19 protein-coding genes are annotated in these 21781 nt (G+C 68.6%); 5 read left to right on the forward strand and 14 right to left on the reverse strand.

The window, feature by feature from the left end:
* Positions 1-53 precede the first annotated feature (53 nt).
* Together ligD and ACI766_RS15025 are read right to left on the reverse strand one after the other, a co-directional pair.
* Positions 54-2576, reverse strand: a complete 2523-nt coding sequence (ligD, locus tag ACI766_RS15020; RefSeq protein ID WP_009876372.1) for a DNA ligase D — start codon at positions 2574-2576, stop codon at positions 54-56.
* Positions 2577-2593: 17 nt separating this feature from the next.
* Positions 2594-2983: a response regulator gene (locus ACI766_RS15025; RefSeq protein ID WP_023082932.1), complete on the reverse strand. Its 390-nt coding sequence runs from the start codon at positions 2981-2983 to the stop codon at positions 2594-2596.
* Positions 2984-3231: 248 nt separating this feature from the next.
* On the opposite strand from ACI766_RS15025, the gene ACI766_RS15030 reads away from it, so the two are divergent.
* Together ACI766_RS15030 and ACI766_RS15035 are read left to right on the forward strand one after the other, a co-directional pair.
* Positions 3232-3756 carry a hypothetical protein gene (locus tag ACI766_RS15030; protein WP_003088874.1) on the forward strand — a complete coding sequence of 175 codons (525 nt, stop codon included), beginning with the start codon at positions 3232-3234 and terminating at the stop codon, positions 3754-3756.
* A 25-nt stretch (positions 3757-3781) separates the two neighbouring features.
* Positions 3782-4231 (forward strand): DUF421 domain-containing protein, encoded by a 450-nt coding sequence (locus ACI766_RS15035; protein ID WP_003102168.1) that lies wholly within the window; start codon positions 3782-3784, stop codon positions 4229-4231.
* Here ACI766_RS15035 and ACI766_RS15040 read toward each other — a convergent pair.
* The 8 genes from ACI766_RS15040 to ACI766_RS15075 form a co-directional block, all read right to left on the reverse strand.
* On the reverse strand, positions 4209-5573 hold the full coding sequence (locus ACI766_RS15040; RefSeq protein ID WP_019371818.1) for a cation:proton antiporter: 1365 nt from the start codon (positions 5571-5573) through the stop codon (positions 4209-4211). The genes ACI766_RS15035 and ACI766_RS15040 overlap by 23 nt on opposite strands.
* A 28-nt stretch (positions 5574-5601) precedes the next feature.
* Entirely contained in the window at positions 5602-6126 is a 525-nt protein-coding gene (locus ACI766_RS15045; protein WP_003088871.1) for a DUF4142 domain-containing protein, read from the reverse strand.
* 140 nt (positions 6127-6266) lie between these two features.
* Positions 6267-7124 carry an EAL domain-containing protein gene (locus ACI766_RS15050; RefSeq protein WP_034010731.1) on the reverse strand — a complete coding sequence of 286 codons (858 nt, stop codon included), beginning with the start codon at positions 7122-7124 and terminating at the stop codon, positions 6267-6269.
* Positions 7121-7834 carry a molecular chaperone gene (locus ACI766_RS15055; RefSeq protein WP_034010728.1) on the reverse strand — a complete coding sequence of 238 codons (714 nt, stop codon included), beginning with the start codon at positions 7832-7834 and terminating at the stop codon, positions 7121-7123. Before ACI766_RS15055 ends, ACI766_RS15050 begins: the two co-directional genes overlap by 4 nt.
* A complete protein-coding gene (locus ACI766_RS15060; protein WP_033975908.1) occupies positions 7824-9185 on the reverse strand; it encodes a fimbrial protein in 1362 nt (453 codons plus the stop codon). Before ACI766_RS15060 ends, ACI766_RS15055 begins: the two co-directional genes overlap by 11 nt.
* Positions 9182-11800 (reverse strand): fimbria/pilus outer membrane usher protein, encoded by a 2619-nt coding sequence (locus ACI766_RS15065; RefSeq protein ID WP_003120282.1) that lies wholly within the window; start codon positions 11798-11800, stop codon positions 9182-9184. Before ACI766_RS15065 ends, ACI766_RS15060 begins: the two co-directional genes overlap by 4 nt.
* On the reverse strand, positions 11784-12530 hold the full coding sequence (locus tag ACI766_RS15070) for a molecular chaperone (protein WP_003088863.1): 747 nt from the start codon (positions 12528-12530) through the stop codon (positions 11784-11786). The genes ACI766_RS15065 and ACI766_RS15070 overlap by 17 nt, the downstream gene beginning before the upstream one ends.
* 87 nt (positions 12531-12617) lie before the next feature.
* Positions 12618-13169, reverse strand: coding sequence for a fimbrial protein (locus ACI766_RS15075; protein WP_003120281.1), 552 nt, complete (start codon positions 13167-13169; stop codon positions 12618-12620).
* 853 nt (positions 13170-14022) lie between these two features.
* On the opposite strand from ACI766_RS15075, the gene ACI766_RS15080 reads away from it, so the two are divergent.
* Genes ACI766_RS15080 through ACI766_RS15090 form a run of 3 tightly spaced genes read left to right on the forward strand, consistent with a single transcriptional unit; the run spans position 14023 to position 16311 of the window.
* A complete protein-coding gene (locus ACI766_RS15080) occupies positions 14023-15249 on the forward strand; it encodes a phosphoadenosine phosphosulfate reductase (RefSeq protein ID WP_003160205.1) in 1227 nt (408 codons plus the stop codon).
* The gene (locus ACI766_RS15085) at positions 15246-15758 is read left to right on the forward strand and encodes a GNAT family N-acetyltransferase (protein ID WP_003102153.1); all 513 of its coding nucleotides are present in this window, start codon (positions 15246-15248) and stop codon (positions 15756-15758) included. The genes ACI766_RS15080 and ACI766_RS15085 overlap by 4 nt, the downstream gene beginning before the upstream one ends.
* Positions 15676-16311 (forward strand): IbrB-like domain-containing protein, encoded by a 636-nt coding sequence (locus tag ACI766_RS15090; RefSeq protein ID WP_003088853.1) that lies wholly within the window; start codon positions 15676-15678, stop codon positions 16309-16311. Before ACI766_RS15085 ends, ACI766_RS15090 begins: the two co-directional genes overlap by 83 nt.
* A 35-nt stretch (positions 16312-16346) precedes the next feature.
* Here the strand turns inward: ACI766_RS15090 and ACI766_RS15095 are convergent, their stop codons facing one another.
* The 4 genes from ACI766_RS15095 to ACI766_RS15110 form a co-directional block, all read right to left on the reverse strand.
* On the reverse strand, positions 16347-17795 hold the full coding sequence (locus tag ACI766_RS15095) for an aldehyde dehydrogenase family protein (protein WP_003122786.1): 1449 nt from the start codon (positions 17793-17795) through the stop codon (positions 16347-16349).
* Between the two features lie 21 nt (positions 17796-17816).
* Positions 17817-19454 (reverse strand): GMC family oxidoreductase, encoded by a 1638-nt coding sequence (locus tag ACI766_RS15100; protein WP_003102147.1) that lies wholly within the window; start codon positions 19452-19454, stop codon positions 17817-17819.
* A gap of 104 nt (positions 19455-19558) precedes the next feature.
* Positions 19559-20491, reverse strand: a complete 933-nt coding sequence (locus ACI766_RS15105) for a LysR family transcriptional regulator (RefSeq protein ID WP_016253474.1) — start codon at positions 20489-20491, stop codon at positions 19559-19561.
* A gap of 36 nt (positions 20492-20527) precedes the next feature.
* The gene (locus ACI766_RS15110; protein WP_412828456.1) at positions 20528-21664 is read right to left on the reverse strand and encodes an SRPBCC family protein; all 1137 of its coding nucleotides are present in this window, start codon (positions 21662-21664) and stop codon (positions 20528-20530) included.
* Positions 21665-21781: the final 117 nt, after the last annotated feature.

The raw sequence follows: 21781 nt of genomic DNA on the forward strand, positions 1-21781 counted from the left end.
TTGCACGGTGGAGGCCCTGTGCGCCGGGGGAGTTCCGCCTTTTTCGCGGACGGTCAGCCGCGCCCGAGCTGGCGCCGCATGGCCGCGCTGATGCGCTGGCGGGTGCCGGCGTAGTCGGCCCAGGGATCGTCGCCGGCGAGTTCGTCGAGGCGCTGCGGCAGACTGCGCAGGTTCCATTGGTTGGCGCCCTGCAGCGAGTCGAGTTCCTCGCGGAACACCGGTACCGACACCGGCAACCCTTCGCGGGCGCGCACCGAGTAGGCAGCCACGGTGCTGGCGCCGCGGCTGTTGCGCAGGTAGTCGACGAAGATCTTGCCGACCCGGTTGCGCGGCCCGGAAACCGCCGAGAAACGCTCCGGCATCAGGCGCGCCAAGTGCTGGGAGATGGCCTGGGCGAAATCCTTGACCTCGTCCCAGCCATGCCGGCGCTCCAGCGGCACCAGCAGGTGCATGCCCTTGCCGCCGCTGGTCTTGAGGAAGGCGCGCAGGCCCAGCTCGTCGAGCAACGTCAGGCTCAGCTGGGTCGCTTCGAGCATGCGCTTCCACGGCAGCGCCGGGTCCGGGTCGAGGTCGAGGACGAAACGGTCGGGCCGCTCCAGGTTGGCCAGGCTGGCGTTCCAGGTATGGAATTCGATGCTGCCCATCTGCACCGCGCCGACCAGCGCCTCGGCGCTGCGGATCTGCAACAGCGGCGGATGACCGGGATCGAGCGCCGGGTCGAGCTGGACGATGCCGGGGATCTTCAGGCGCGCCGCGTGCTTCTGGAAGAACAGTTCGCCGCCGATTCCGTCGGGGCCGCGCACCAGCGACACCGGGCGCTCGCGCAGGTCGCGCAGGAGCAGGTCGGCGTAGCGCGCATGGAACTCGGCGAGTTCCAGCTTGCTGGCCTGGATCGACGGGTCGATCAGCCGCTGCGGATGGCTGATGCGCACGCCGGCGGTGGCCGCCCGCGACGCACCGGCGCCGGCCTTGCGCGCGCCGCGCAGCGGCGGCGGGCCGGCGGGACGCTCGCCGGTCACCTCGCGCGCCGGCTTGTCTTCGCGCAAGCCGTGGAACACTGCCTGGCGGATGATCCCGCCACGGGTCATCTGCGCATAGGAAACCTCGCACAGCTGTTGCGGGCGCACCCACTGCACCGACCCGGTCTCGCGCGCCGGCGGCACCTTCGCCAATGGGCTGGAGCGGACCGCGAGGGGTTCCAGGCGCTCACGGACCTTCTTCAGGCTGGCCGCGGTGAAGCCGCTGCCGACCTTGCCGGCATAGCGCAGCCGGCGCTCCTCGTCAGGGCTGTAGAGGCCGAGCAGCAAGGCGCCGATATGCCGGCGAGAGCCCTTCGGCTCGGTATAGCCGACGATCACGAACTCCTGGCGCAACTGGCACTTCAGCTTGATCCAGTCGTTGCTGCGGCGCGAACGGTAGGCGCTGCCCAGACGCTTGCCGATCACGCCTTCGAGACCGAGCTTGCAGGCGCTGGCCAGCAGGTCGCGGGGGTCTTCCGCGAGCGTCGCGGAGAACCGCAGCGGGTCTTCGTCTCGCCCTTCCAGCAGCGCCTCCAGGCGCGCGCGGCGCTCCTCCAGGGCGACATCGCGCAGATCCTCGCCTTCGTGGTACGGCAGGTCGAAGAGGACGTACAGGATGTTCTCGCCGCGACCTTCCTCGAAGGCGTTCTGCAGGGCCTGGAAGTCCGGTCGACCCTCCTCGTCGAGGACGACCAGTTCGCCGTCCAGCCAACTGCGCTGCAGACCGAGCCCGGCCAAGGCCTTCTCCAGGTGCGGCAGGCGTTCGGTCCAGTCATGGCCGTTGCGGGTCAGCAGGCGCACGTGGCCATCTTCGATGCGGCTCATCAGCCGATAGCCGTCCAGCTTGAGTTCGTAGGCCCACTCCCCTCGCGGAGGCTGCTCGACCAGGCTGGCCAGCTCGGGGGCGATCCATTCGGGCATCGGCGTCTTCCCCCCGCTCTTGCCGCGTCGTGCCGGCCTGGCCGCGGGCGTGGCGGCTTCGCCATGGCGGGGCAGCAGCGTACGCTCGCTGAGCACGCTGTCGGGACGCTCCTTCAGCACGTCGAAGCGATCCAGGCTGCGCGCCTCGCCGTCCTTGGCCTTGACCAGGAACCACTGGGGCTGCTTGCCGCGCAGGTTGGTGCGGATCAGGTGCCAACGCCCGGAGAGTTTCTCGCCATCCAGGGCGAAGCTGAGATGGCCCTTTTCCAGACCCTCGCGCGGATCGTCCAGAGGCGTCCAGGCGCCTCGGTCCCAGACGATGACATCGCCGGCGCCGTAGTGCCCCTGGGGGATGCTGCCTTCGAAATCGGCATAGTCCAGCGGATGGTCCTCAACCTGCACCGCGAGCCGCTTCACCGCCGGGTCGAGGCACGGCCCCTTGGGCACCGCCCAGCTCTTCAGGGTGCCATCCAGCTCCAGGCGGAAGTCGTAGTGCAGGCGGCTGGCGTCGTGCTTCTGGACGCAATAGCGGAGCAGCCCGGTGCTGTCCTTGCGAGGCTTGCGGCCGCTGGGCTCCGGGGTCTGGCGGAAATCGCGCTTGCGGGCGTACTCGGCGAGCGGCTTGCTGCTGGGCATGGTGGGCTCCTCGGTGGTCAGACGCCGGGGCAGACCGGCGCGCTGTGCAGGACCATGTCGATGGTTTTCCCCAGTTCCTCCAGGGTCACCGGTTTGAGCAGCACCGGATAGGGTGCCGCCGGGTCGATGCCGACGCGAGCGCTGTCGCTGAGCAGGATCACCCGCATCCGCGGGCGCACCGGCAGGCTGGTTTCGATGAGCATGCTGCCGCTCAGAGGACCTTCGAGCTGCTCGCTGAGCAGGAACAGGTCGATCACCGCGTCCGAGGCCAGGTGGTCGAGGGCTTCGTCGCGACTCGCCGCGCTGAGCACCGCGTAGCCTCGATCGAGGAGGAATTCCTCGATCCGCCAGAGCTGGTCGGCGTGTTCTTCGAGGACCAGGACGATCTTGTTTTCTCCGTTCACCATGGTTCTCCCTGTCGGATTGTCAGGAAGGCTTCGCTGCAAGGTTCGCGCCGTCCGCCCCGCTTGCGCCGGAGCAGCGTGACCACGGCGATTGGGCGCGGACTGATCGCAAAGTGCGATCAGCAGAGTGCCCGGAAGGAGCCTGTTCATCGTGCAGATTGCCCGACCCGCGCGGACCGCTGGTAAGCCCGCCGGCACCAACCACGTCGACCGGGGTCCAGCCTGAGAGACCGCGAGCGAAGGAGCCAGCCATGCGCCCTGCCCCAGAAGACGCCGCAGACGATGCGTTCGACCAGCGCGAGTATCCGATCCCGGAGCGCCTGGAAAGCCAGCGCCGCGCCTGGCGTTTCGAACGGGCGGGCCTGTGGGTCCTGCTCGGGGTGATCCTCCTGGCGCTGACCGGGGTGTTCGCCGGCGGGCCTCTGAGTTCGCGGACGCTGGTCAGCGACAGCGGCAGGCTGACCCTGGCCTACGAGCGTTTCGAACGCAGCGGCGCCGCCAGCCGCCTGCGCATCGATCTGCGCGGCGCGCCGGGCACCGAAGTTGGCGTGCGCCTGGGCGGCGGACTGCTACAGGCGCACAGCATCCAGAGCCTGCAACCGCAACCGCTGCGCAGTCACAGCTGGCGGGGTGGCCTGGAACTGGAGGGAAGGCTCGACGAAGACGGTCGCCTGAGCCTGTTCCTGACGTTGTTGCCGAACCAGCTCGGCGAAGTCGCCAGTCGACTGGAGTTCGCCGGCGAGAGCCTGGCCTTCGACCAGTTCATCTACCCCTGAGTCATCCGTTCCGAGGAGGCGCACGATGGATTCCATACTGCGAGCCGCCGCGCTCTACCTGGTCCTGCTGGTACTCTTCCGCATCGCCGGGCGGCGTTCACTGACCGACATCACCACCTTCGACCTGCTGCTGCTGATGATCATCGGCGAAGCCACCCAGCAGGCGCTGCTGGGCGACGACTTCTCGCTGGTCAACGCGGTACTGGTGATCATCACCCTGATCGTCATCGACGTCGGTCTGTCCCTGCTCAAGCTGCGCCATCCGAAGCTCGACACCCTGATCGAGGGCTCCCCGACGCTCATCGTCGAGTACGGCAGGCCATTGCACGCACGCCTGGCCGAGGCCCGCCTGCGCGAGGAAGACATTCTCCTGGCCGCCCGCGAGACCCAGGGCCTGGAACGCATGGAGCAGATCCGCTTCGCCATCCTCGAGAAGAACGGCAAGATCTCGATCATTCCCGATCGCGGCGACTGACGCTGCGCGCGTGGCGCATCAGCAGCGGCTGGATGCTCAGGCCGTGCACGCAGATGCTCAGGGCGACGAGGCTCAGCACCAGGTCGCTGGCGGTATGCGCGAGCGCCGTAGGCAGCCCCTGGTTCAGCGCGTAGCTGAGGTAGTACAGGCTGCCGATGCCGCGGATGCCGAACCAGCCGAGCAGGCGCCGCTGCGCCGGGTGCATCAGCCGCCGGCCGACCAGCAGCCAGACCATCGCCGGCCGGCACACGCAGAACAGCAGCAGCGCCAGCGGCAGCGCGCGCCAGTCCCAGTGCTGGTAGAGCATGGCGCCGAGCAGGGTCACCAGCAGCACTTCCAGCGAGCGCTCCAGCAGGTTGCCGAAGGAGAGCACGTCGAGCATCACCGCGCCGGCCGCCACCTTCGGGTGTTCGCTGCGGTCGGCGCCGTACTCGATGGCGCCGCTGGCCTGCCCTGCCTCGCGCACGTCGGCGGCGGCCGCCTGCGCCTCGGCCGGTGCCGAGGCGCGCCCCAGCGTCGCCACCTCGGCGTGGCGCAGGCCGATCCCGGCGGCGAAGCTGGCGAGGAAGCCCCAGCCGCCCAGCGCGTCGGCGCCGACATAGGACAGCGCGATCAGCGCCAGGGCGAGGAAGTCGTTGGCCGACACCGAGGTGTCGGTGTGCCGCGCCCGCAGGTGGATGGCCAGGCGGCCGAGGCCATGGCCCAGGCAATAGCCCACCAGCAATCCGGCGGGGATGGCCCAGAGGACGTCGCGCAGCAGCCAGTCCAGGCCGCTGCGGTCGAACTCGCCAGGCAGGCCGCCGCCCTGACCGATCAGCAGCAGGGCGGCGATGACGAAGGGAAAGGCGATGCCGTCGTTGAGTCCCGCCTCGCCGGATACGGCGTAGCGCAGGCGATCGTCGTCGCCGGCGTGGTTGACCTGGATGTCGCTGGCCAGCACCGGGTCGGTGGGCGCGAGGATCGCCGCGACCAGCAAGGCCAGCCCCCAGTCCAGGCCGAACAGGAAATGCGCGCCCAGGGTAAGGCCGAGGATACAGCCGAGCAGGACCGGTCCGGCCAGCAGCCAGGCGGCGGTCCAGGCCGGCGAGCGCAGCGGCAGGCGCAGCTTGAGGCCGCCGATGAACAGCGAGATCAGCAGAGCCGCCTCGCTGAGGTGTTCGAACCAGCCGCTGATGTCCGCCAGGCCGCTGCGCCAGGCGTGCAGCCCGGCCGGGCCGATGGCCAGGCCGAACAGCAGGTAGATGAACGAGGTGCTGACCGGCAGCAGGCGCAGGTAGGCCGAGGCCAGGCCGAGCGTCAGCAGGATGCAGCCCAGTACCAGCAACCACAGGCTGAAACTCATGCCTGGCCAGGCTCCGCCCGCGGGGGCGTTACTTGGATGGGTGCGCCTTGGCCAGCGCGCGGGCCATCTCCAGGTGATGCTTCAGGGCCGGCAGATGGGTCTTGGCGAATGCCTGCAGTTCCGGGTCGGTCAGGTTGTCCGCGGCCTGGGTGAACAGTTCCACGGCTTTTTCGTGAGCCGCCACCTGGTTATTGGCGTAGGCCGGGTCGAAGGAGGCGTCGCGCAGGTCGAGCAGGGTCGCCTTGGCCTTGTCGGTCAGGCTGGCGTCGTCTTCGACCTCCAGTTTCTTGCGCTCGGCCAGGCTGCGCAGTTCGGCGTTGACCTTGCCGTGGTCGTCGATCATCTGCTTGGCGAATACCTTCACATCGGCGGCGGTGCTCTTTTCCAGCGCCATCTTGCCGGCTTCGATTTCCGCTACGCCGGCCGCCGAGGCCTCGCTGACGAAGGTCTGTGGCGCGGTCTTGTTCATGTCCTGGGCGTTGGCGAAAGGCAGGGCCAGGACCAGCAGGAGCCAGGCGGCTCCCTTGAGGGGAAGGCTGATTGCTCTGTTCATGGTCGACTCCGTTGGCGTGACAGGGAAAAAATGCCGGGACTTGGGCACAACGCACCTCGGCATCGTCGCTGCTGTGACGGCGCCGCCGGCCGACCGTTCAGATTTTTCGCCGACCGTGCCAGGCCGGGCGCCCTCCCCGGTCACCCCTGGCGGCTCGCCAGCGCCTCGATCCGCGCCCGGCTCTTCGGCCGGCGTACGGACAGCGGCGGTTCGACCCGCATCGGCGGCGCGATCGCGTTGCCCTGGAGATAGACGTCCCCGGTCGGCAGCCGGGCGAACGCATCGTCCTCCTCGAGACCTTCCAGGACCACGCAGGGCGCCAGTTCGCGGCACAGGGCCAGCAGATGGCGCAGCACTTCGGCGCCCTTCGCCGAGCGACGTGCTTCGCGGGTATACCGGCAATCGATCTTGATCACATCGGGACGGGCATCGAGAACGAAGTCCAGGTTGTTGTGCGCCGCGCCGAAGTCGTCTATCGCGATGCGCACGCCATGTTCGCGCAGGCGTCGGATGAACTCCCGGGTCGCGACTCTCTCGCCCACGGCGGTCTCGGTCAGCTCCAGCGTCAGCCTCCGTGCCACCTGCGGACGGGCGGCCAGCCATCGGCAGACCGCTTCCCACCAGGCATCCATCGCCGCGCTCTGGCGCGACAGGTTGCAGGCCAGGCGCAAGGTAGGCTCGGCGTTCAGCCGGTCGAGGACCGTGCCCAGCACGCAGCGATCGAGCAGGCGTATCAGGCCGAGCCGCTCCAGCGCCAGGATCAGTTCCTGGGTCGGCAACGGCGGCTCGCCGCTGGCGGCCGTGACCCTGAGCAGGGTTTCCCGGTAGAGCGGCTCCCATTCCGGATGCCCGGCATGCCGTACGGCCTGCCAGTCCAGGCGCACCCGACCGCGCGCCAGGGCGGCCTGGAAACGCCGGGCGAGGCGCAGGTCGCCGGCCAGGGAGTCGGCAACGGCCGGTGGGTGCTCGTGCTGGCGAGCCTGTGGGGAACTGTTCACTGTAGAGCTTTCCTTTCCTGGCGGCTGACGCCGTTGTCGTCGATCCAGTCGAACGCCACCTCGCCGCGCGTCCCGCCGTCCACCCGCCGCGGCAAGCCGAGGCGTCGTTGCGAGCGCGGAGCCAGCAGCGTTCCGGGCAGATCCAGGCGCGTCTCCCCTATCTCCAGCGCCAGCCCCGCCAGGGACACGAAGTACGGCGTCGGGTTGTCCACCCGCAGGGTCTCGTCGCGCAGCGCGAAGCCCAGTTCGGCGGCCGCGTCCTCGGCGTGCGGATGCAGGCCGTGCGGGCGGTACAGCACCTTCATCTGGGTTCGCAGGGTGACCGTGAGCCGGGGCCGGCCAGCGGCCTCGGCGGTGGCTTGCGGGGGGATCTCGTAGATGTTCAGCCAGTACAGCGATTCGCGATCCCGTGCCTGGGCCTGGCCGGTAGCCAGCAGGCGCAGGCTGCGCTGGCGTCCCGGCTCCAGGCGGAATACGGGCGGCAGCGGCAGGAACGGAGCCAGCGCGGTTTCCGGTTCGCCGTCGAGGGCGCCGTCATCGACCCACGCCTGCACCAGCACCGGGTAGGGATTCTGGTTGACCAGCAGCAACGAGGCCTCGCGCTGGCCCTCCACGAACACCAGGCGGGTGCGCTCCGCGGTCACTCCGGCCTCGCTCGTCGGCGCGAGGCAAAGCATGGCCAGCAGCGCGAGCGCGCGCCTACTGGACACGGATAACCACCTGCGCCGTGGCCTCGACTCGCCCCGCCGTGACGCCGGGCTGGCTGCCGAGCGCGAGTTTCTCCAGGCGCGCGCGGAAGGTTTCGCGGTACAGGTCGATGCCGCCGCTACCGCCGTTGGCCTGGGTCGCGCCACCGATGGCGGGGTACCAGCCGGTGGCCTCGGCGTTGCTGCCGCCGGCGGAGTTCTCGTTGGCCAGGAGCGTCATCGGCGTGCCGTCGCGGTAGATGCGGATGCCGACCCCACGGGCAATGCCCGGCTCCCCGTAACGGTCGGAGAGCAGGTAGGACAGTCCGCCACTGGCGTTGACCAGGCCCAGCGCCGGGCTGGCCGTCAGGGCCCCGCTGGACACGCGGATGCCCAGCGCCGTGGCGCCGGCCCCGGTGCCGTTGGTCATGCCGCTCTGGCACTTGAAGGTGAGTTCGAAGGGCGCCTCGCGCACGCCGCCGCTATCGATCTCGGCCAGGGTGATGGACGGGAACTGCACGTGCGGGGTGACCGTCATCACCGCGCAGGTGGGATAGCGTTTCAGGGTCACGTAGCGGTACAGCCCGATGGCACCCGGCCAGTTGCTGTACCAGCCGCCCCAGTTGCCGCCCACGTGCGCCTGGCCGACGGTCGGCGCGGTCAGGCCCGGCCCCTTGATGGCGATGTAGGCCGCCGGCTGGGTGTAGGAATAGGGCTGCGAGAGGATCGTCGGCGAGTAGTAGCGGATCGCCTCCAGCGGCGCGCTGTACAGCTCGGCGCGTACCGCTGCGAGGTTCTTCGCCTTGACCAGCTGGAAGCCGCGCGAGTCGATGTCCAGCCCGGAGAGCTGGCGCTCCTTCCAGATCGGCGTGATGGTTTCCCCCGTCTCGACGTTGGTCAGGCGCAGCAGCACGTTGGGCCAGGCGGTCCGGTAGGCATCCTGCAGGCCGATGTCGTTGCCCACCGTGTCGGCGCCGGTGTAGTAGCCGCTATAGAGATCGTCGCCGTTGGTAGAAAACATCTCGTAGACGGCGTCCCCGGCGCTACAGCGGAAGAACACCCGCTCGGGGTCGTAGCCGCCGGTGGCGCCGTACTGGGTCAGCGGCGCCACCGCGCTGGCGATGAGCGTCGGATAGGGCTGGAAACTCTCGTCGCTGACGTTGACCACGCTGGGCAGGCCGAGCGAGCCATTGCAGGTGTCGCAGGCGCCGGTCCAGCTGCCGGCGGTACCTTCGCCTGGGCGGATCTGGGTGTTCGAGGTGGTCGTCTCGCTGCCTACCGAGGTGACCCGGTAGCAAGTCGCCTGGCCACTGGCGGGAAGCCCCAGCAACACGCCGAGGGCCAGCGCGGGCAGCAGGGGAAGCGTGCGGTTCATCTGGCGTTCTCCAGGTTGGAGTCGGTGGTGGCTGCCCGGCAGGTGCCGCGCAGGCGGATCAGCGCCTGGTCGCGAGACACACCGGCCAGGTCGTAGGGCAACTCGCAACGCTCCTTGCGCGCCGTTCCCCATTGCACCAGCAACCTGCCCCGCTGGTTTTCCGCGCGCGCATAGACCTGGCCGCCCTGCCCGACCATGCCGATGGCCGCCCCGCCGTCGTCGACCACCACGGCGCCGAGCGGCAGCACACTGCCGTCCTCGCGCCGTGCCTGGATCAGCAGCGGATGGCCGGTCAGCGTCCTGAACGTCACGCGCACGCTGGCACCGGCGTAGGGCGCGACCTTGCGCTCGGTTTCCAGCAGTTCGGCGTCGGGATCGATGCCAACGGGATCGAGGGAGATCGGGTTGTAGCGATAGGGCGACAGCGAGGGGGCCAGCGCATAGCCGTTGCCGTCGATGCGCGCGCCCTGCCCGCCGCGTATCGCGGCACCGCTGGCGCCCTTGGCCTCGACCAGGGCGAAGGTATCGCCGACGCTGGGGCCAAGGGTCAGCCCGTCGCGGTGGGCGACCAGCGCGCCACGGATGCCGCCACTGTATTGCCGGTAGCGATCGCCCTGGGCATAGCCGGCATTCACGGTGGCCAGCGCCGCCTGCTTCTGCAACGTGCCGTTCCAGGTGGTGTCGGCGACCTCGCTGTCGCGGTTGGCGGACAGCGCGTAGCTCCAGGTACGCTCGTCGCCCAGCGTACCGTTCAGCCCGGTTTGCAGGCTGCCGCCACGGCTGTCGCCGGAGCGCCGGGTAGCCATGGCGCTGAGCGTCGGCGCCCGACTGGAAGAACCCAGCGGCATGGAGACGCTGAGGGTCAGGGTGTCGTTGCGCTGGCCGCTGCGCCGGTCGCGCCGGAGCAGCTCGACGCCAGGGTCCTGGTCGCCCTGCTCCTGGTAGTAGGTGGTGGTCTGCCGCGACCAGGCGAGGTTGTAGCTCAACTGCCCCCAGGTATTGGAGTAGCCGAACTGCAATTGGGTGTCGCGGCTCTTGCCGTCGTAGAAATCGCTGGAGGAGCCGGAAAGATAGAGGTTGCCGTAACCGCCGAGGGCCTGGCTCACCAGCAGGTTGAACTGGTTGCGCTGCTTGTAGCTGCCGGAATCCCAGGTGTCCCCGTGGCGCAGTGCGTCGCGCGAGCCGAGCACGTCGCCGAGTTCGCGATAGCCTTCGGTGGAATAGCGGTAGCCGGCCAGGGTCAGGGTAGTGCCGGTGGGCTGGAAGGTCCGGCTGTAGTCGAGCCCGATGCGCCAGCCCTGCTTGCGCGCGCCATCCTCGACGCGTGCGCTGGAATAGGTGCTGTTCAGGCCGAAGGCGCCGAAGCGGGTGGCGAGGACGCCGCCGCCCAGCATGGCCAGGTAGTCGTCGGCGACACGCAGTCCCAGGTTGGCGGTCAGGGCGTTGCTCATGCCGCGCTGGTAGGTGAAGTCGGCGAACAGGTCGTCGCCGTCGCCGTACTGGCGCGCCTGGCCCAGGGTGAAGCTGTAGCGCGACAGGCCGGGACGCATGGACTCCGGGACCGAGGCGAACGGCACGCTGAAGCTCGATACGCTGCCATCGGCTTCGAACACCTGGACATCCAGATCGCCGGCATAGGCGCTGTCGTAGAGATCGTCGATGACGAACGGACCGGGGGCGACATTCACCTCGCGGATCTTCCTGCCGTTCTGGCTGATCACCACCCGCGCCGCGGTGGCCGCGGTGCCGCGCACCTGCGGCGCATAGCGGCGCAGGGACTCGGGCAGCATGCGGTCGTCGGTGGCCAGGCTCAGGCCGCGGTAGCCGATGCTGCCGAGCAGGTTGCCGGCGGTGTAGCTCTCCCCCGCCGTCAGTTCGCTGCGCCAGGCCGGCAAGGCGCGCTGGGCATAGGTGCGGATGCTGTTCCACTTGCGCCTGGCCTGCCCGTTGTAGCGGGAATAGGTGTAGTTGGACTGGTGGCGCAAACGCCACAGGCCGAGGTTGATGCCGCTGTTCAGGCCGACATAGGCGTAGTCCGATCGTCCCGATTCGCCGCCGCGGTATTCGGAGCGATAGAGGTTGGTGTCGTAGTTGACGAAGCCCATGCTGTCGCCGGCGTCCCACTCCTCGGGGCTGACGTAGCCGCGCGGCTTGAGGTCGAGCAAGGCTTGCGGCACCGAGAGATCCAGGCGCAGGCGGGCGACGTCCAGGCTGAACCGCGAGCCGGGCAGGCGTGCATCGAGAAAGGCGCAGTGGCGCCCGTCGCCGCTCTTGCGCGGATCGTCACCAGGCTTGGCGCCGAGGCGCTGGCGCAGGAAGTCTTCGTCGAGGCAGGGCTCCACCGCGCCGCTGGCGGGGTTGGCGCGGAAACTCACTTCGCTGCGGCTGGCGAAGCGCTCGTTGAGGTAGACATCGACGTGATAGCGACCCGGATCGATCCGACCGTCCTGGTTGAAGCGCGACAGGTCGCCGCCGCCCAGGGAAGAGCCGAGCAACAGGCGATCATCGAATTCGTAGCCGGGCTGGGCATGACCGAAGGCGCTCGCCGCCAGCGCCATGCCGCCCGCCATCAGGGCCGTGCCGGTGCGGCAGCGGCGTTCATGGCGATAGGTCATGACGGATATCCATATGGGCGCCGTAGTCGTTGATCAGCAGCGCGTGCAGGCGCACGCGTCCCGGCGGCAGGGCTTCTCGGGTTTCGGCCTGCCATTCGGCATGGCTGCGCGGCTCCAGCATGCCGCTGCGCAAGCGCCAGCGGCGCTGGCCGACGCTGAGCGTGGCGCTGGCGAACGAGGCGTAGTAGCCGCTCGGGTTGTCCACCCGCACCGCCCAGCCGGCGCTGCGCCGGACCAGTGCGAAACGCAGTTGCCCGGGCAGGTCCTCGGGACGGCCCTGGATACCCGCCGGGCGGTAGAACAGCTTCAGGCGATTGCGCAGCATCAGCAGCATCTGGTTCCGATCCGCATGGCTGCTGTTGCGTGGCGGGATCTGCAGGACGTTGAGATGGAACAGCGATTCGCGATCGCCCGGCAGGCCCTGCCCGGTGTAGACGATGCGCAGCGTCTGGCCGCTGTCCGGGGCCATGCGGAATACCGCCGGGTTGACCAGGAACGGCGCGTCCGCCTGGTCCGGCGGCGCGTCCGGGGCGTCGATGTCGACCCAGGCCTGGACGACGTTGGGAAACGCATCGCGATTGCTCAGTTGCACGGTCTTCTCCCGTGCCTCGCCGGGATAGATCACCCGGGTCCCGGTCACCACCACGCTTGCCCGCGCCTGGGCGATGCTCGCCAGCAGGACGAGCAGAAGCGCCGATGTCCTGCCGGATCGGTACGAATGTCTGGGCATGCGGCTTACCTGGCCGGGCACGGTCCAGCGACCGGGCCCGGCTTTAGTGCTGGGAAAAGGAAGGGGCGGCGCATGCGCCGCCGGCATTCACTCGTAACGCAGCGTGTAGGTCACGGCGCCGAGTACCGGACCGGGCGTCACGGTCGCCGCTTCGGAGACGTACTGCACCGCGTAGTCGTAGCTGGTGCTGGTGGCTCCGTTGGCGAGCACGATATCGCCGGCGGGCACCGCCGCGCCGCCGGCCAGGTCGACCGGGTTGCCGCCGACGCTATCGAGCAATTGCAGCGCCACGCCCGTCGCGCCGCTGGCGGCGGTGTTCACCAGGTTCCCGGCGGCGCTGGGGTTGGTGGCCTGGAACAGGGTGGTGAAATGCTCGTCGGCCGTCGGCGCGACGCAATCGGTGAGTTGCAGGGTGAAGGCGGTTTCGCCGGCGCTGCGGCCCACTGCGCCATCGAGGGCGCTCACCGGTACGCTGTCGAGGATCACCGTGGGGTCGGTGAAGCCGTTGACCGCGACCTGGCAGGTCTGGTCGGTCACTTCGCCGCTGAATGTGATAGTGTTTGCCGCCATCGCGGTTCCCGAAGCGGCAATTGCCGCAAAGGCCAATACCACTGCGCATGGGTTCGAAGTTCTGGTCATGCCTATGTTCCTTGTGTGAGGCAATAATCGTCCACCCGCCTTTTATTTCGGCCGGGAACGCGGTAAAGACTCGAACGAGTTCAAATCGATAATCAGTGGTGCGAACCACCGATATAAGTATCCCGTGCACAGGCGTCGAGGTGAACGCCGAACGGCGGACTTATAAATCCGTTCGAGTGCCCGCCATTCGGGGAATTGCCTCGTTTCGCAGGGTACCGCCGCCTCTTCGCGCTATCCGTCGACATTGCAACGCTTGTATTTCCGACTATGGAACTCTGGCATCCCGGCCTCTCTTGCTTGTCTTCGCCAGTTTGGACTTATAATAAAAACCGTCATCCGTGTAATGCATGGATGGTTCCATGCAGTTAACTTCCAAGTTGGAAGTATGCACTTCCCTGTTATTCAACGAATAATTACCGTCGACTTTTCCCGGGCAATTTCCATGTTCACCCGCAGGCGCTTCTCCTTGCGCAGCAAGCTTTTTCCGCCGCCGCTCAGAAGTCCGGTGCGCAGACGAGCGCCAACGGCGGCGTGCGCACTCTCGTTGCAAGTGGGCGCTGCGCCGATGCTGTTCGGAGAATCCGTCTTGCGACAAGTCAACAACTCGAACCACGGTTTCGCCTAGCATTGAAAAAGTTCCTGCACGACAGTTGTCGGGCCTGTTGGTCGTCGCTCTGCCAAGTGCCTGGACATATTTCCGTTATCCACTGATTCGGAGTCCAACGTCGCCGAACGTGCCGGCTGCCGCGACTCTCGAAAAAATAGCCTGGAGAAACTCCGAAACAAACATTGCACATGGACCGTCGTCGCAACGGTCTCCCTCAATAGTTATTAAAAGAAGAGGTTCGCACCCATGGCAGGCAAGCATTACCAGGATGCCGATGTGCATGCCGCAACCCTATCCCGCCTCCGACTGGTATTCCGGAACTTCGAGCGCGTCTGTGTCGCCTTCTCCGGTGGCAAGGACAGCTCGGTCACCCTGCAATTGGCGCTGGACGTGGCACGCGAGTTGGGACGCAGCCCGGTGGACGTACTGTTCATCGACCTGGAGGGGCAGTACCAGGCCACCATCGATCACGTCAGCGAGATGCTCGGGCGTCCCGACGTACGCCCCTGGTGGGTCTGCCTGCCACTCAACCTGCGCAACGCCTCCAGCCTGGAGGAACCCTACTGGTGCTGCTGGGAGCCCGGCGCCGAGGCCGACTGGGTGCGCCCGCTACCGAAGCAGCGAGGGGTGATCAGCGACCCGGCGTTCTTCCCCTTCTACCGCTACCGCATGGAGTTCGAGGAGTTCGTCGCCGGCTTCAACGCCTGGCTGGCCAGGGAAGAGCCTACCGCGTTCCTGGTCGGCATCCGTTCGGACGAATCGCTCAATCGCTACCTGGCGGTCAAGCGCAGGAGCCGGGCGAAACAATGCGCCTGGACGCCGCCGGGCGGCTGCGCGCCGCTGGCCTGGAGCGCGCGCGACCGGGCCAACCCGCAGGCGGTGAGCTTCTTCCCGATCTACGACTGGCGTTTCGAGGATATCTGGCGTTGCGTCGCCGACCACGGCTACGCCTATAACCGCCTCTACGACCAGATGTACCGCGCCGGCGTGCCGTTCTCGCAGATGCGCATCTGCCAGCCCTATGGCGACGACCAGCGCAAGGGCCTCGACCTGTTCCACCGGATCGAGCCACGCACCTGGTTCAAGGTAGTCCGGCGCGTCGCCGGCGCCAACTATGGGGCGCGCTATTGTCGCCAGCGCTTCCTCGGCTACCGTGGCGGCCTTGGCCTGCCGCCCTCCTTCGGCACCTGGCGCGAGTACAGCCAGTTCCTCCTGCGCAGCATGCCGCCGCCTCTGCGCGGCATCTACCAGCGGCGCATCGAGCGTTTCATCCTCTGGTGGAAGCAGCACGACTATCCCCTTGCCATCTGGCCGGACGCGGGGATCCCGGCCCTGGAGAATCGTCGCAAGCAGCCGTCCTGGCGGCGTATCGCGCTATCCCTGCTGAAGCAGGACATGGCCCGCTCGCTGTCCTTCGGCTTCTCCCAGGCCGATATCGACAGACTGGTCCCCGGTCGGGAGAAGCGCTCGTGATCCGCCCGCAAGACTGCGAGATCCTGCAGTGGCGCTCGTTCGACGACGAGGCCGCCTTCTTCGCCAGCATGGGCCGCTTCTTCGCCAGCGCCCGGGTGCGCCGCGAATGCGGCGGCTACCCGCTGAGCGACGGTCCCTACCACCGCTGGTTCGTGCTCCGCCGCCAGGGGGACACGCGGATACTGGGGTTCGTCAGCCTGGAGCAACATCCCGACGTGGTTCGCCTGCGCGATGCCTACCTGCGTGCGGAAGCGCGCGGTCGCGGGCTGTTCCGCACCCTGCGCGAGCGGGTCCTCGGGCATGTCGACCAACTCGGGCTGGCCTGTACCACCCGCGCGCCCCAGGCCTGCGCGCGCCTTCTCGAACCGCACGGCTTCGCCGTGCATTCCACCCGGGGTAGCTGGGTGACGCTCATGAGGAAAGCCCATGGCACAGACAAAGACACTGACGGAGCGAGCCGAGGCGCTGTTCGGCGAACTGCACGGGTTGCCGCTTGCCGAGCGGATTGAAGCCATCAACCGGATCCGCCGGCTGCTCCACGCGCACAGTCCGTTCGCCGAAGAGCCGGTCGATTGCGTACAGTGGGTGCGTGCCGAGCGCGTCGCCGGCAACGACTACAACCCCAATACCGTCGCGCCACCGGAGATGCGACTGCTGAGGCTGTCCATCGAGTCCGACGGATTCACCCAGCCCATCGTCGCCTATCCGCAGGCCGACGGGCGCTACGAGGTGGTCGACGGCTTTCACCGCCTGCGCGTGGGCAGCGCCAAGGGCGCGCTGCGCCAGCGTCTGCACGGCTACCTGCCGATCGCCGCGATACGCGCCGGGCGTGAAGGCGACAGCGAGCGCATCGCCGCCACCATCCGCCACAACCGAGCACGCGGCGTGCACGGCGTATTGCCGATGACGGCGATCGTGGTGACCCTGCTCAAGGCCGGCTGGAGCGAGGCCGACGTGGCCCGCGAACTGGGCATGGACAATGACGAGGTGCTGCGTTTCAAGCAGGTTTCCGGATTGCCCGAGCTGTTCCGCGAACACGTGTATTCCCGCTCCTGGGAGTAGCGGGCGGCGCCGTCGGCCGCACCGCTCGCCCAGGCTCAGGCCGCGCCGGTGGTCAGGCTGATGTGCTTGTATTCGACGAAGTCGTCCAGGGCGGCGACCCCGTTCAGCCGGCCGAGGCCGGACTGGCGGTAGCCGCCCTCCTCGAATTCGTCGTAGACCTTGGCCCAGTCGTTGATCCACACGGTGCCGGCGCGAATCTTCCGCGCCACCCGGAAGGCACGCGCGACATCGCGGGTCCAGACCCCGGCCGCCAGCCCGTACTCGCTGCGGTTGGCCAGGGCGACGCCCTCCTCCTCGTGCTCGAATACCTGCAGGGTCAGCACCGGTCCGAAGGTTTCCTGTTGCACGATGTCCAGGTCCGGATCATCGACCTCCAGCAGGGTCGGACGGTAGAAGGCGCCGGCCGCCAGCTCGCCCTCGGTTACCGGGCCGCCGCGGACCACCACCCGCGCGCCGGCGGCGATGGCCTGGCGTACGGCTCGCTCGACGCGCTCGACGTTGGCCTTGTCGATCAACGGCCCCATGTCGCTGCGCGGGTCCGCCGCCGGCCCCACGCGCAGGTTTTCCAGGCGCTGCGCCAGGCGTTCGCGTAGCCGTTCGGCAACGCCGCGCTGCACCAGCAGGCGCGAACCGGTCATGCAGAACTGCCCGGCGAACACCGTCAGCGACTTCTCCAGCACGGGCAAGGCGGCGTCCAGGTCGGCGTCGTCGAACATCAGGTGCGGTGTCTTGCCGCCCAGTTCCAGGCCGAAGCGCTTCAGGTGCCGCGCGCCGGCGGCGGAAATCGCTCGGCCGGTGGCGCTCGAGCCGGTGAAGCTGATCACCGGCACCTCGGCCGCGTCGATCAATCGCCGGGCGCCTTCGGAACCCGATTCGCTGAAGATGTTCACCGCCCCGGCAGGCAGCGACGGCGCTTCGGCGATGATCCGCGCGACCATGGCGTTGGTCTGCGCGGTCTGCCCCGGCATCTTCACCACCGTGGTGGTACCGGCGGCCAGCGCCGGCGCCAGGGAGCGGATCATCAGCACCACCGGTGAATTCCACGGCACGATGATGCCGGCGACGCCCATCGGCTCGCGCAGCACCAGCGACACCACGTCGGGGCGCGGCGTGCCGCTGGCGCCCCGTTCGCTGCGCGCCAGGCCGGCGTAGTAGCGCAGCTTGCCCGGCACCATGCCGACCTCGAAGGCAGCCTCGGGCTTGATCTTGCCGTTCTCCAGGGCAAGCAGGTCGATGAGCGCATCGGCATGCCGCTCGAAGGCCGCGGCGATTTCCTCCAGGGCTTTCGCGCGCAGCGCGTGGTCGTCCTTCCAGGGACCATCTTCGAAGGCGCGCACAGCGGCGGCGATCGCCGCATCGGCCTCGGCCCGCCCGCCGTCGGCGTAGGTGCCGATCGGCTGGCCGCTGGCCGGGTCGAAGGATTGTCCCCGCTGCGCGGAATCGAGCCATGCGCCGTCGATCCAGTGTCTGGCGTGTCCGTTCATCTGCAAGTTCTCCTGGGTCGGTCAGGCGATGCGCTGCGCGAGGTGCTCGGCAACGGCGATGGTGGTGATGTTGGTGGCCACCGAAATGGCATCGGGGAAGATCGAGGCGTCGATCACCCGCAATCCTTGCAGGCCATGCACCCTGCCCTCCAGGTCGACCACCGCCCAGCGCTCGCCGGCGCGGCCCATCGGCGCGCTGGAGGTCGGGTGGTGGTAGGTATCGAGGGTGGCGCGGATCGCCGCTTCGATCTGCGCATCGCTGCGTGCCTCGGGCCCCGGCCCGAGTTCGGCGTGGATCAGCCCGGCGAGCGGTTCGCTGCGGCCTATCCGGCGCGCCAGCTTGACCCCTTCCAGCAACCGCGCGCGGTCTTCGGCCTCGGCGAGGAAGTTCAGGTCGATCAGCGGCGCGACGGCCGGGTCGCGGCTGGCCAGGCGCACACTGCCCAGCGATTGCGGCCGGGTCAGGGCCACGGCGAGGACGAAGCCGACCCCGGTCGGGCTCATCTCGGCGGGGAACAGGTGGGTGGCGGTGATGTGCAGGTCCAGCTCGCCGTTCTGCGCCCGCGAGCTATGGGTCCAGAGCTTGGCGCCGATCACCGGCGACTGCGCGCCGATGCGCTCCGGCCGGGCGGCATAGGCGTTGTAGTAGAACGGATGGTCCTTGAGCCGGCGGCCCACCGGCAAGTCGGCAAGCAACGGGATCGACAGCGCCTTCAGCTCGTCGGCCGGGCCGACACCGGAGCGCAGCAGGATCGCCGGGCTGCCGTAGGCGCCGGCGCTGAGGATCACTTCGCCGGCGTGGATTTCCTCGCCGGAGGCCAGGCGCACACCCACCGCGCGCTTGCCTTCGAAGAGCACCCGGTCGACCAGCGCGTCGCCGCGGATCGACAGGTTGGCGCGAGCGCGCACGGCGTTGTCGAGGTAGGCCATGCCGGTGTTGACGCGCACACCGTTGACGACATTCATCGGGTACGGCCCGACGCCGTTGGCGTCGGCGCCGTCGAAATCGGCGATGGCCTTGAAACCGTTGGCCAGGGTGGCGTCGACGAAGGCCCTCTGCATCGGCGAGAGATCGGCGCGGCTCAGTTGCCGCACCGGCAGCGGTCCGTCCCCGCCGTGCAGGGCCGGGTCGCCGCCCTGGCGGGTCTCCAGGCGGCGGAACGCCGGCAGCAGGTCGTCGTAGGACCAGCCCGGCAGGTTCCAGCGGGCGAAGTCTTCGCGCCGCGCGCGGATCGCCACCGCGCCGTTGATCGCCGAGCTGCCGCCGAGGACCTTGCCGCGGATCGCATGGATCGGGTGCCCGATCGCCCCCGGTTGGGACTGGTAGCCCCAGTCGCTGGAGGGGTCGCCGCCGACGCTGTCGCTGCTGGCGATGATCCTGGGGTAGTCCCAGGCCGGATAGGCCTGGCCGGCTTCCAGCAACAGTACCCGGCGGTCGCCGCGCTCGCTCAGGCGCCGGGCGAGGACCGCGCCGGCGGAGCCGCCGCCGACGATCAGCACATCGATCCTGCCGCCATCGAAGGCCTTGCGGGGCGTTTCCGCCGTGGCGCTGGCCACGCCGGGCGCGCCGCCGAGCAGCGAGCCCAGGGCGAGCGCGGCGGAGCCGGCGACGGTCTGCGCCAGCAAGGTGCGGCGCGCCGGGTTTTCGGGTTGGTGCATGGGGTTCTCCCGTATCCAGATCGATTGACGGGAGCAACGCTATGCCCGGCGCGCCCTCGGCGACAGACAGCGGAAGGCGAACCGCTGGTTCGGTTTTTCCGAACTCAGCCCGGCGGCAACAGGCCACGCTCGACGAGCGCGCGGTCCCAGGGTGCCGGATCGCCGATTTCCTCTTCGAGGAACTGGCCGAGGACGAGGATCTTCCGGGGCGTCCGTTGGGTCTTGCGGTAGACCACGGAAACCTGCCCGCCGTCCGGCGAGTAGCCAGGCAGGACCGGCAGCAGCTCGCCGGCCAGCAAGGCATCGGCGGCCAGGAAGCTCGGCAGGATCGCCAGGCCGAGCCCGGCGCGCGCACCTTCGAGCAACTGGTGCCCGGAGTCGGTGCGCATCCTCACCCGGATGCGGAACGAGGCCGGTTCGCCGTCCACCGGCAGACAGAGCATGCCGCCGGGCTCGCGGTTGTAGTAGACCAGCCCGTCGTGCGCCTGTAATTCCTCGGGATGCTGCGGCACGCCATGCCGCGCCAGGTAGTCGGGACTGGCGCAGAGCAGGTGGCGGTTGGCGGTGATCGGCCGCGCCACCAGGCAGGAGTCGTCCAGCCGGCCCATGCGCAGGGCCATGTCGAAGCGCGGTTCCTGGAGGTTGACGAAACGATCGTCGGCCTGCACGTCCACCCGCAATTGCGGATGGCGCTCGGCGAAGCGCGCCAGCAGCGGCGCCAGGTAGCGCGGAGTGAAGGCCAGCGGCGCGGAGAGGCGCAACTGGCCGCGCAGGTCGTCGTCGGCGTCGAGCACCGAGGCTTCCGCCTGCTCCAGCTCCTGTAGCAGGCGGCAGGCATGTTCGTAGTAGGTGCGACCGGGGTCGGTGAGACTCAGCGGCCGGGTGCGGTTCAGCAGCACCCGGCCCAGGCGCCTCTCCAGTTGCTGGATACGCTGGCTGACTTGCGACTTGGTGGTGCCCAGGCGGCGGGCGGCCTCGGAGAAGCTATGGGCGTCGACCACGCTGACGAAGGTGGTCATTTCGGCAAACTTGTTCATCGGTGTCCTTCTGCGATCCGCCCCCGCGGACCCCGATCATACGCTTTCCGCCGCCGCTATCCGCGCCTCGGCGACCCGACGCAGGCGGTGCATGGACTCCTCCGACTCACGTTCGATGCGACGGCGCAGCAGGAACAGGTTGGCCAGGCGCATCGACCAGCCGTCGAAGCGGTATTCCAGGGTGCGCACGAAGCGGGTGCCGGCCGCGCTCGGCTGGCATTCGTAGCTCAGGCGCAGGTGCAGCCCCCGGTCGCCACGGGCGTTGGCGCGCCACAGGTGTCCCGGCTGGTACTCGACCACCGTCCAGGACAAGTGCCCGGCGCGGCCGCCGGCGTGGATGTCCTCCTCGAAGCGCGCGCCGGCCGGCAGCGGGCCAGCGGCGCCGTCGACCCGCAACGACGAGGGATGCCATTCCGGCCAGAGCCCCGGGCTGGCGGCGTAGGCGAGGGTCGCCTCGGGCTCGCGGGCGATCTCGATTCGGTGCTGCATGCGGGTCATGGCGTGCTCCTCGGCGGTTTCCGCTTCCCAGTGGAGGGTACCGTAGCACCAGTCCATCAACGGGAAGACCAGGTTGAAGTTGTGCGTCTGCATCAGCTCGCGACGGTGATGCAGTTCGTGCAGGCGGCGCATGTGGCTGATCCACGGCAGACGGCTGAGCGGATGCTCCGGCGGCTGGTGTTCGCAGGCGTGGAAGATCTCGTAGCTGAGGTAGCCCAGCAGCAGGGTCGCGGCGAACAGCGCGGCGAGGTTGTCGTTCAGCAGGCCGAGCAGGCTCCAGGCGAGCAGCGCGCCGAGGCTGAAGACCACCACCAGCCAGGCCGGGAACAGGATCACCCGCCAGTCGCGGGCCTGTTCGTAGCGCATCTGGCCGGCGACGAAGAAGCTGTGGTGGTCGCCGGTATGGCGCTTGTAGAACATCCGCCCCAGCGGGTGCTTGTGGTGGCCGAGGGACTTGTGGATGCGGTACTCGCCCCAGTTGAAGAACACCAGCGCGGCCGGCACCGTCAGCCATTCCAGCAGGCTCGGCTGCTCGAGTCGGGAGAGGAAGAAGACGATCCAGGCGCCGCCGTAGGCGAGGACGAAGCCGGCGTGCAGCCAGGGGTTGTAGCCGGGCCGGATGGCCGCGCGGTACTGCTGGCGAAAGGGTTGGGGATCGAAGGACATGGTCGGCATCTCGCGTGTGATTGTTATTGGCTGGGCCGCGAACCGGGCCGATCCGCCGGGGCGGAAGGGCTTGCATTCGAGTGTAGCGATGCCAGTCTTATCAGGGTAATGGATAAATAGAATGAG

Source organism: Pseudomonas sp. DL, from assembly GCF_047199225.1.
GTDB classification, from domain to species: domain Bacteria; phylum Pseudomonadota; class Gammaproteobacteria; order Pseudomonadales; family Pseudomonadaceae; genus Pseudomonas; species Pseudomonas aeruginosa.

Bases quoted from the DNA above. Each gene is read 5' to 3' on its own strand.
- ligD (WP_009876372.1), bottom strand. From the start codon at position 2,576: ATGCCCAGCAGCAAGCCGCTCGCCGAGTACGCCCGCAAGCGCGATTTC.
- ACI766_RS15025 (WP_023082932.1), bottom strand. From the start codon at position 2,983: ATGGTGAACGGAGAAAACAAGATCGTCCTGGTCCTCGAAGAACACGCC.
- ACI766_RS15030 (WP_003088874.1), top strand. From the start codon at position 3,232: ATGCGCCCTGCCCCAGAAGACGCCGCAGACGATGCGTTCGACCAGCGC.
- ACI766_RS15035 (WP_003102168.1), top strand. From the start codon at position 3,782: ATGGATTCCATACTGCGAGCCGCCGCGCTCTACCTGGTCCTGCTGGTA.
- ACI766_RS15040 (WP_019371818.1), bottom strand. From the start codon at position 5,573: ATGAGTTTCAGCCTGTGGTTGCTGGTACTGGGCTGCATCCTGCTGACG.
- ACI766_RS15045 (WP_003088871.1), bottom strand. From the start codon at position 6,126: ATGAACAGAGCAATCAGCCTTCCCCTCAAGGGAGCCGCCTGGCTCCTG.
- ACI766_RS15060 (WP_033975908.1), bottom strand. From the start codon at position 9,185: ATGAACCGCACGCTTCCCCTGCTGCCCGCGCTGGCCCTCGGCGTGTTG.
- ACI766_RS15065 (WP_003120282.1), bottom strand. From the start codon at position 11,800: ATGACCTATCGCCATGAACGCCGCTGCCGCACCGGCACGGCCCTGATG.
- ACI766_RS15070 (WP_003088863.1), bottom strand. From the start codon at position 12,530: ATGCCCAGACATTCGTACCGATCCGGCAGGACATCGGCGCTTCTGCTC.
- ACI766_RS15075 (WP_003120281.1), bottom strand. From the start codon at position 13,169: ATGACCAGAACTTCGAACCCATGCGCAGTGGTATTGGCCTTTGCGGCA.
- ACI766_RS15080 (WP_003160205.1), top strand. From the start codon at position 14,023: ATGGCAGGCAAGCATTACCAGGATGCCGATGTGCATGCCGCAACCCTA.
- ACI766_RS15090 (WP_003088853.1), top strand. From the start codon at position 15,676: ATGGCACAGACAAAGACACTGACGGAGCGAGCCGAGGCGCTGTTCGGC.
- ACI766_RS15095 (WP_003122786.1), bottom strand. From the start codon at position 17,795: ATGAACGGACACGCCAGACACTGGATCGACGGCGCATGGCTCGATTCC.
- ACI766_RS15100 (WP_003102147.1), bottom strand. From the start codon at position 19,454: ATGCACCAACCCGAAAACCCGGCGCGCCGCACCTTGCTGGCGCAGACC.
- ACI766_RS15105 (WP_016253474.1), bottom strand. From the start codon at position 20,491: ATGAACAAGTTTGCCGAAATGACCACCTTCGTCAGCGTGGTCGACGCC.
- ACI766_RS15110 (WP_412828456.1), bottom strand. From the start codon at position 21,664: ATGCCGACCATGTCCTTCGATCCCCAACCCTTTCGCCAGCAGTACCGC.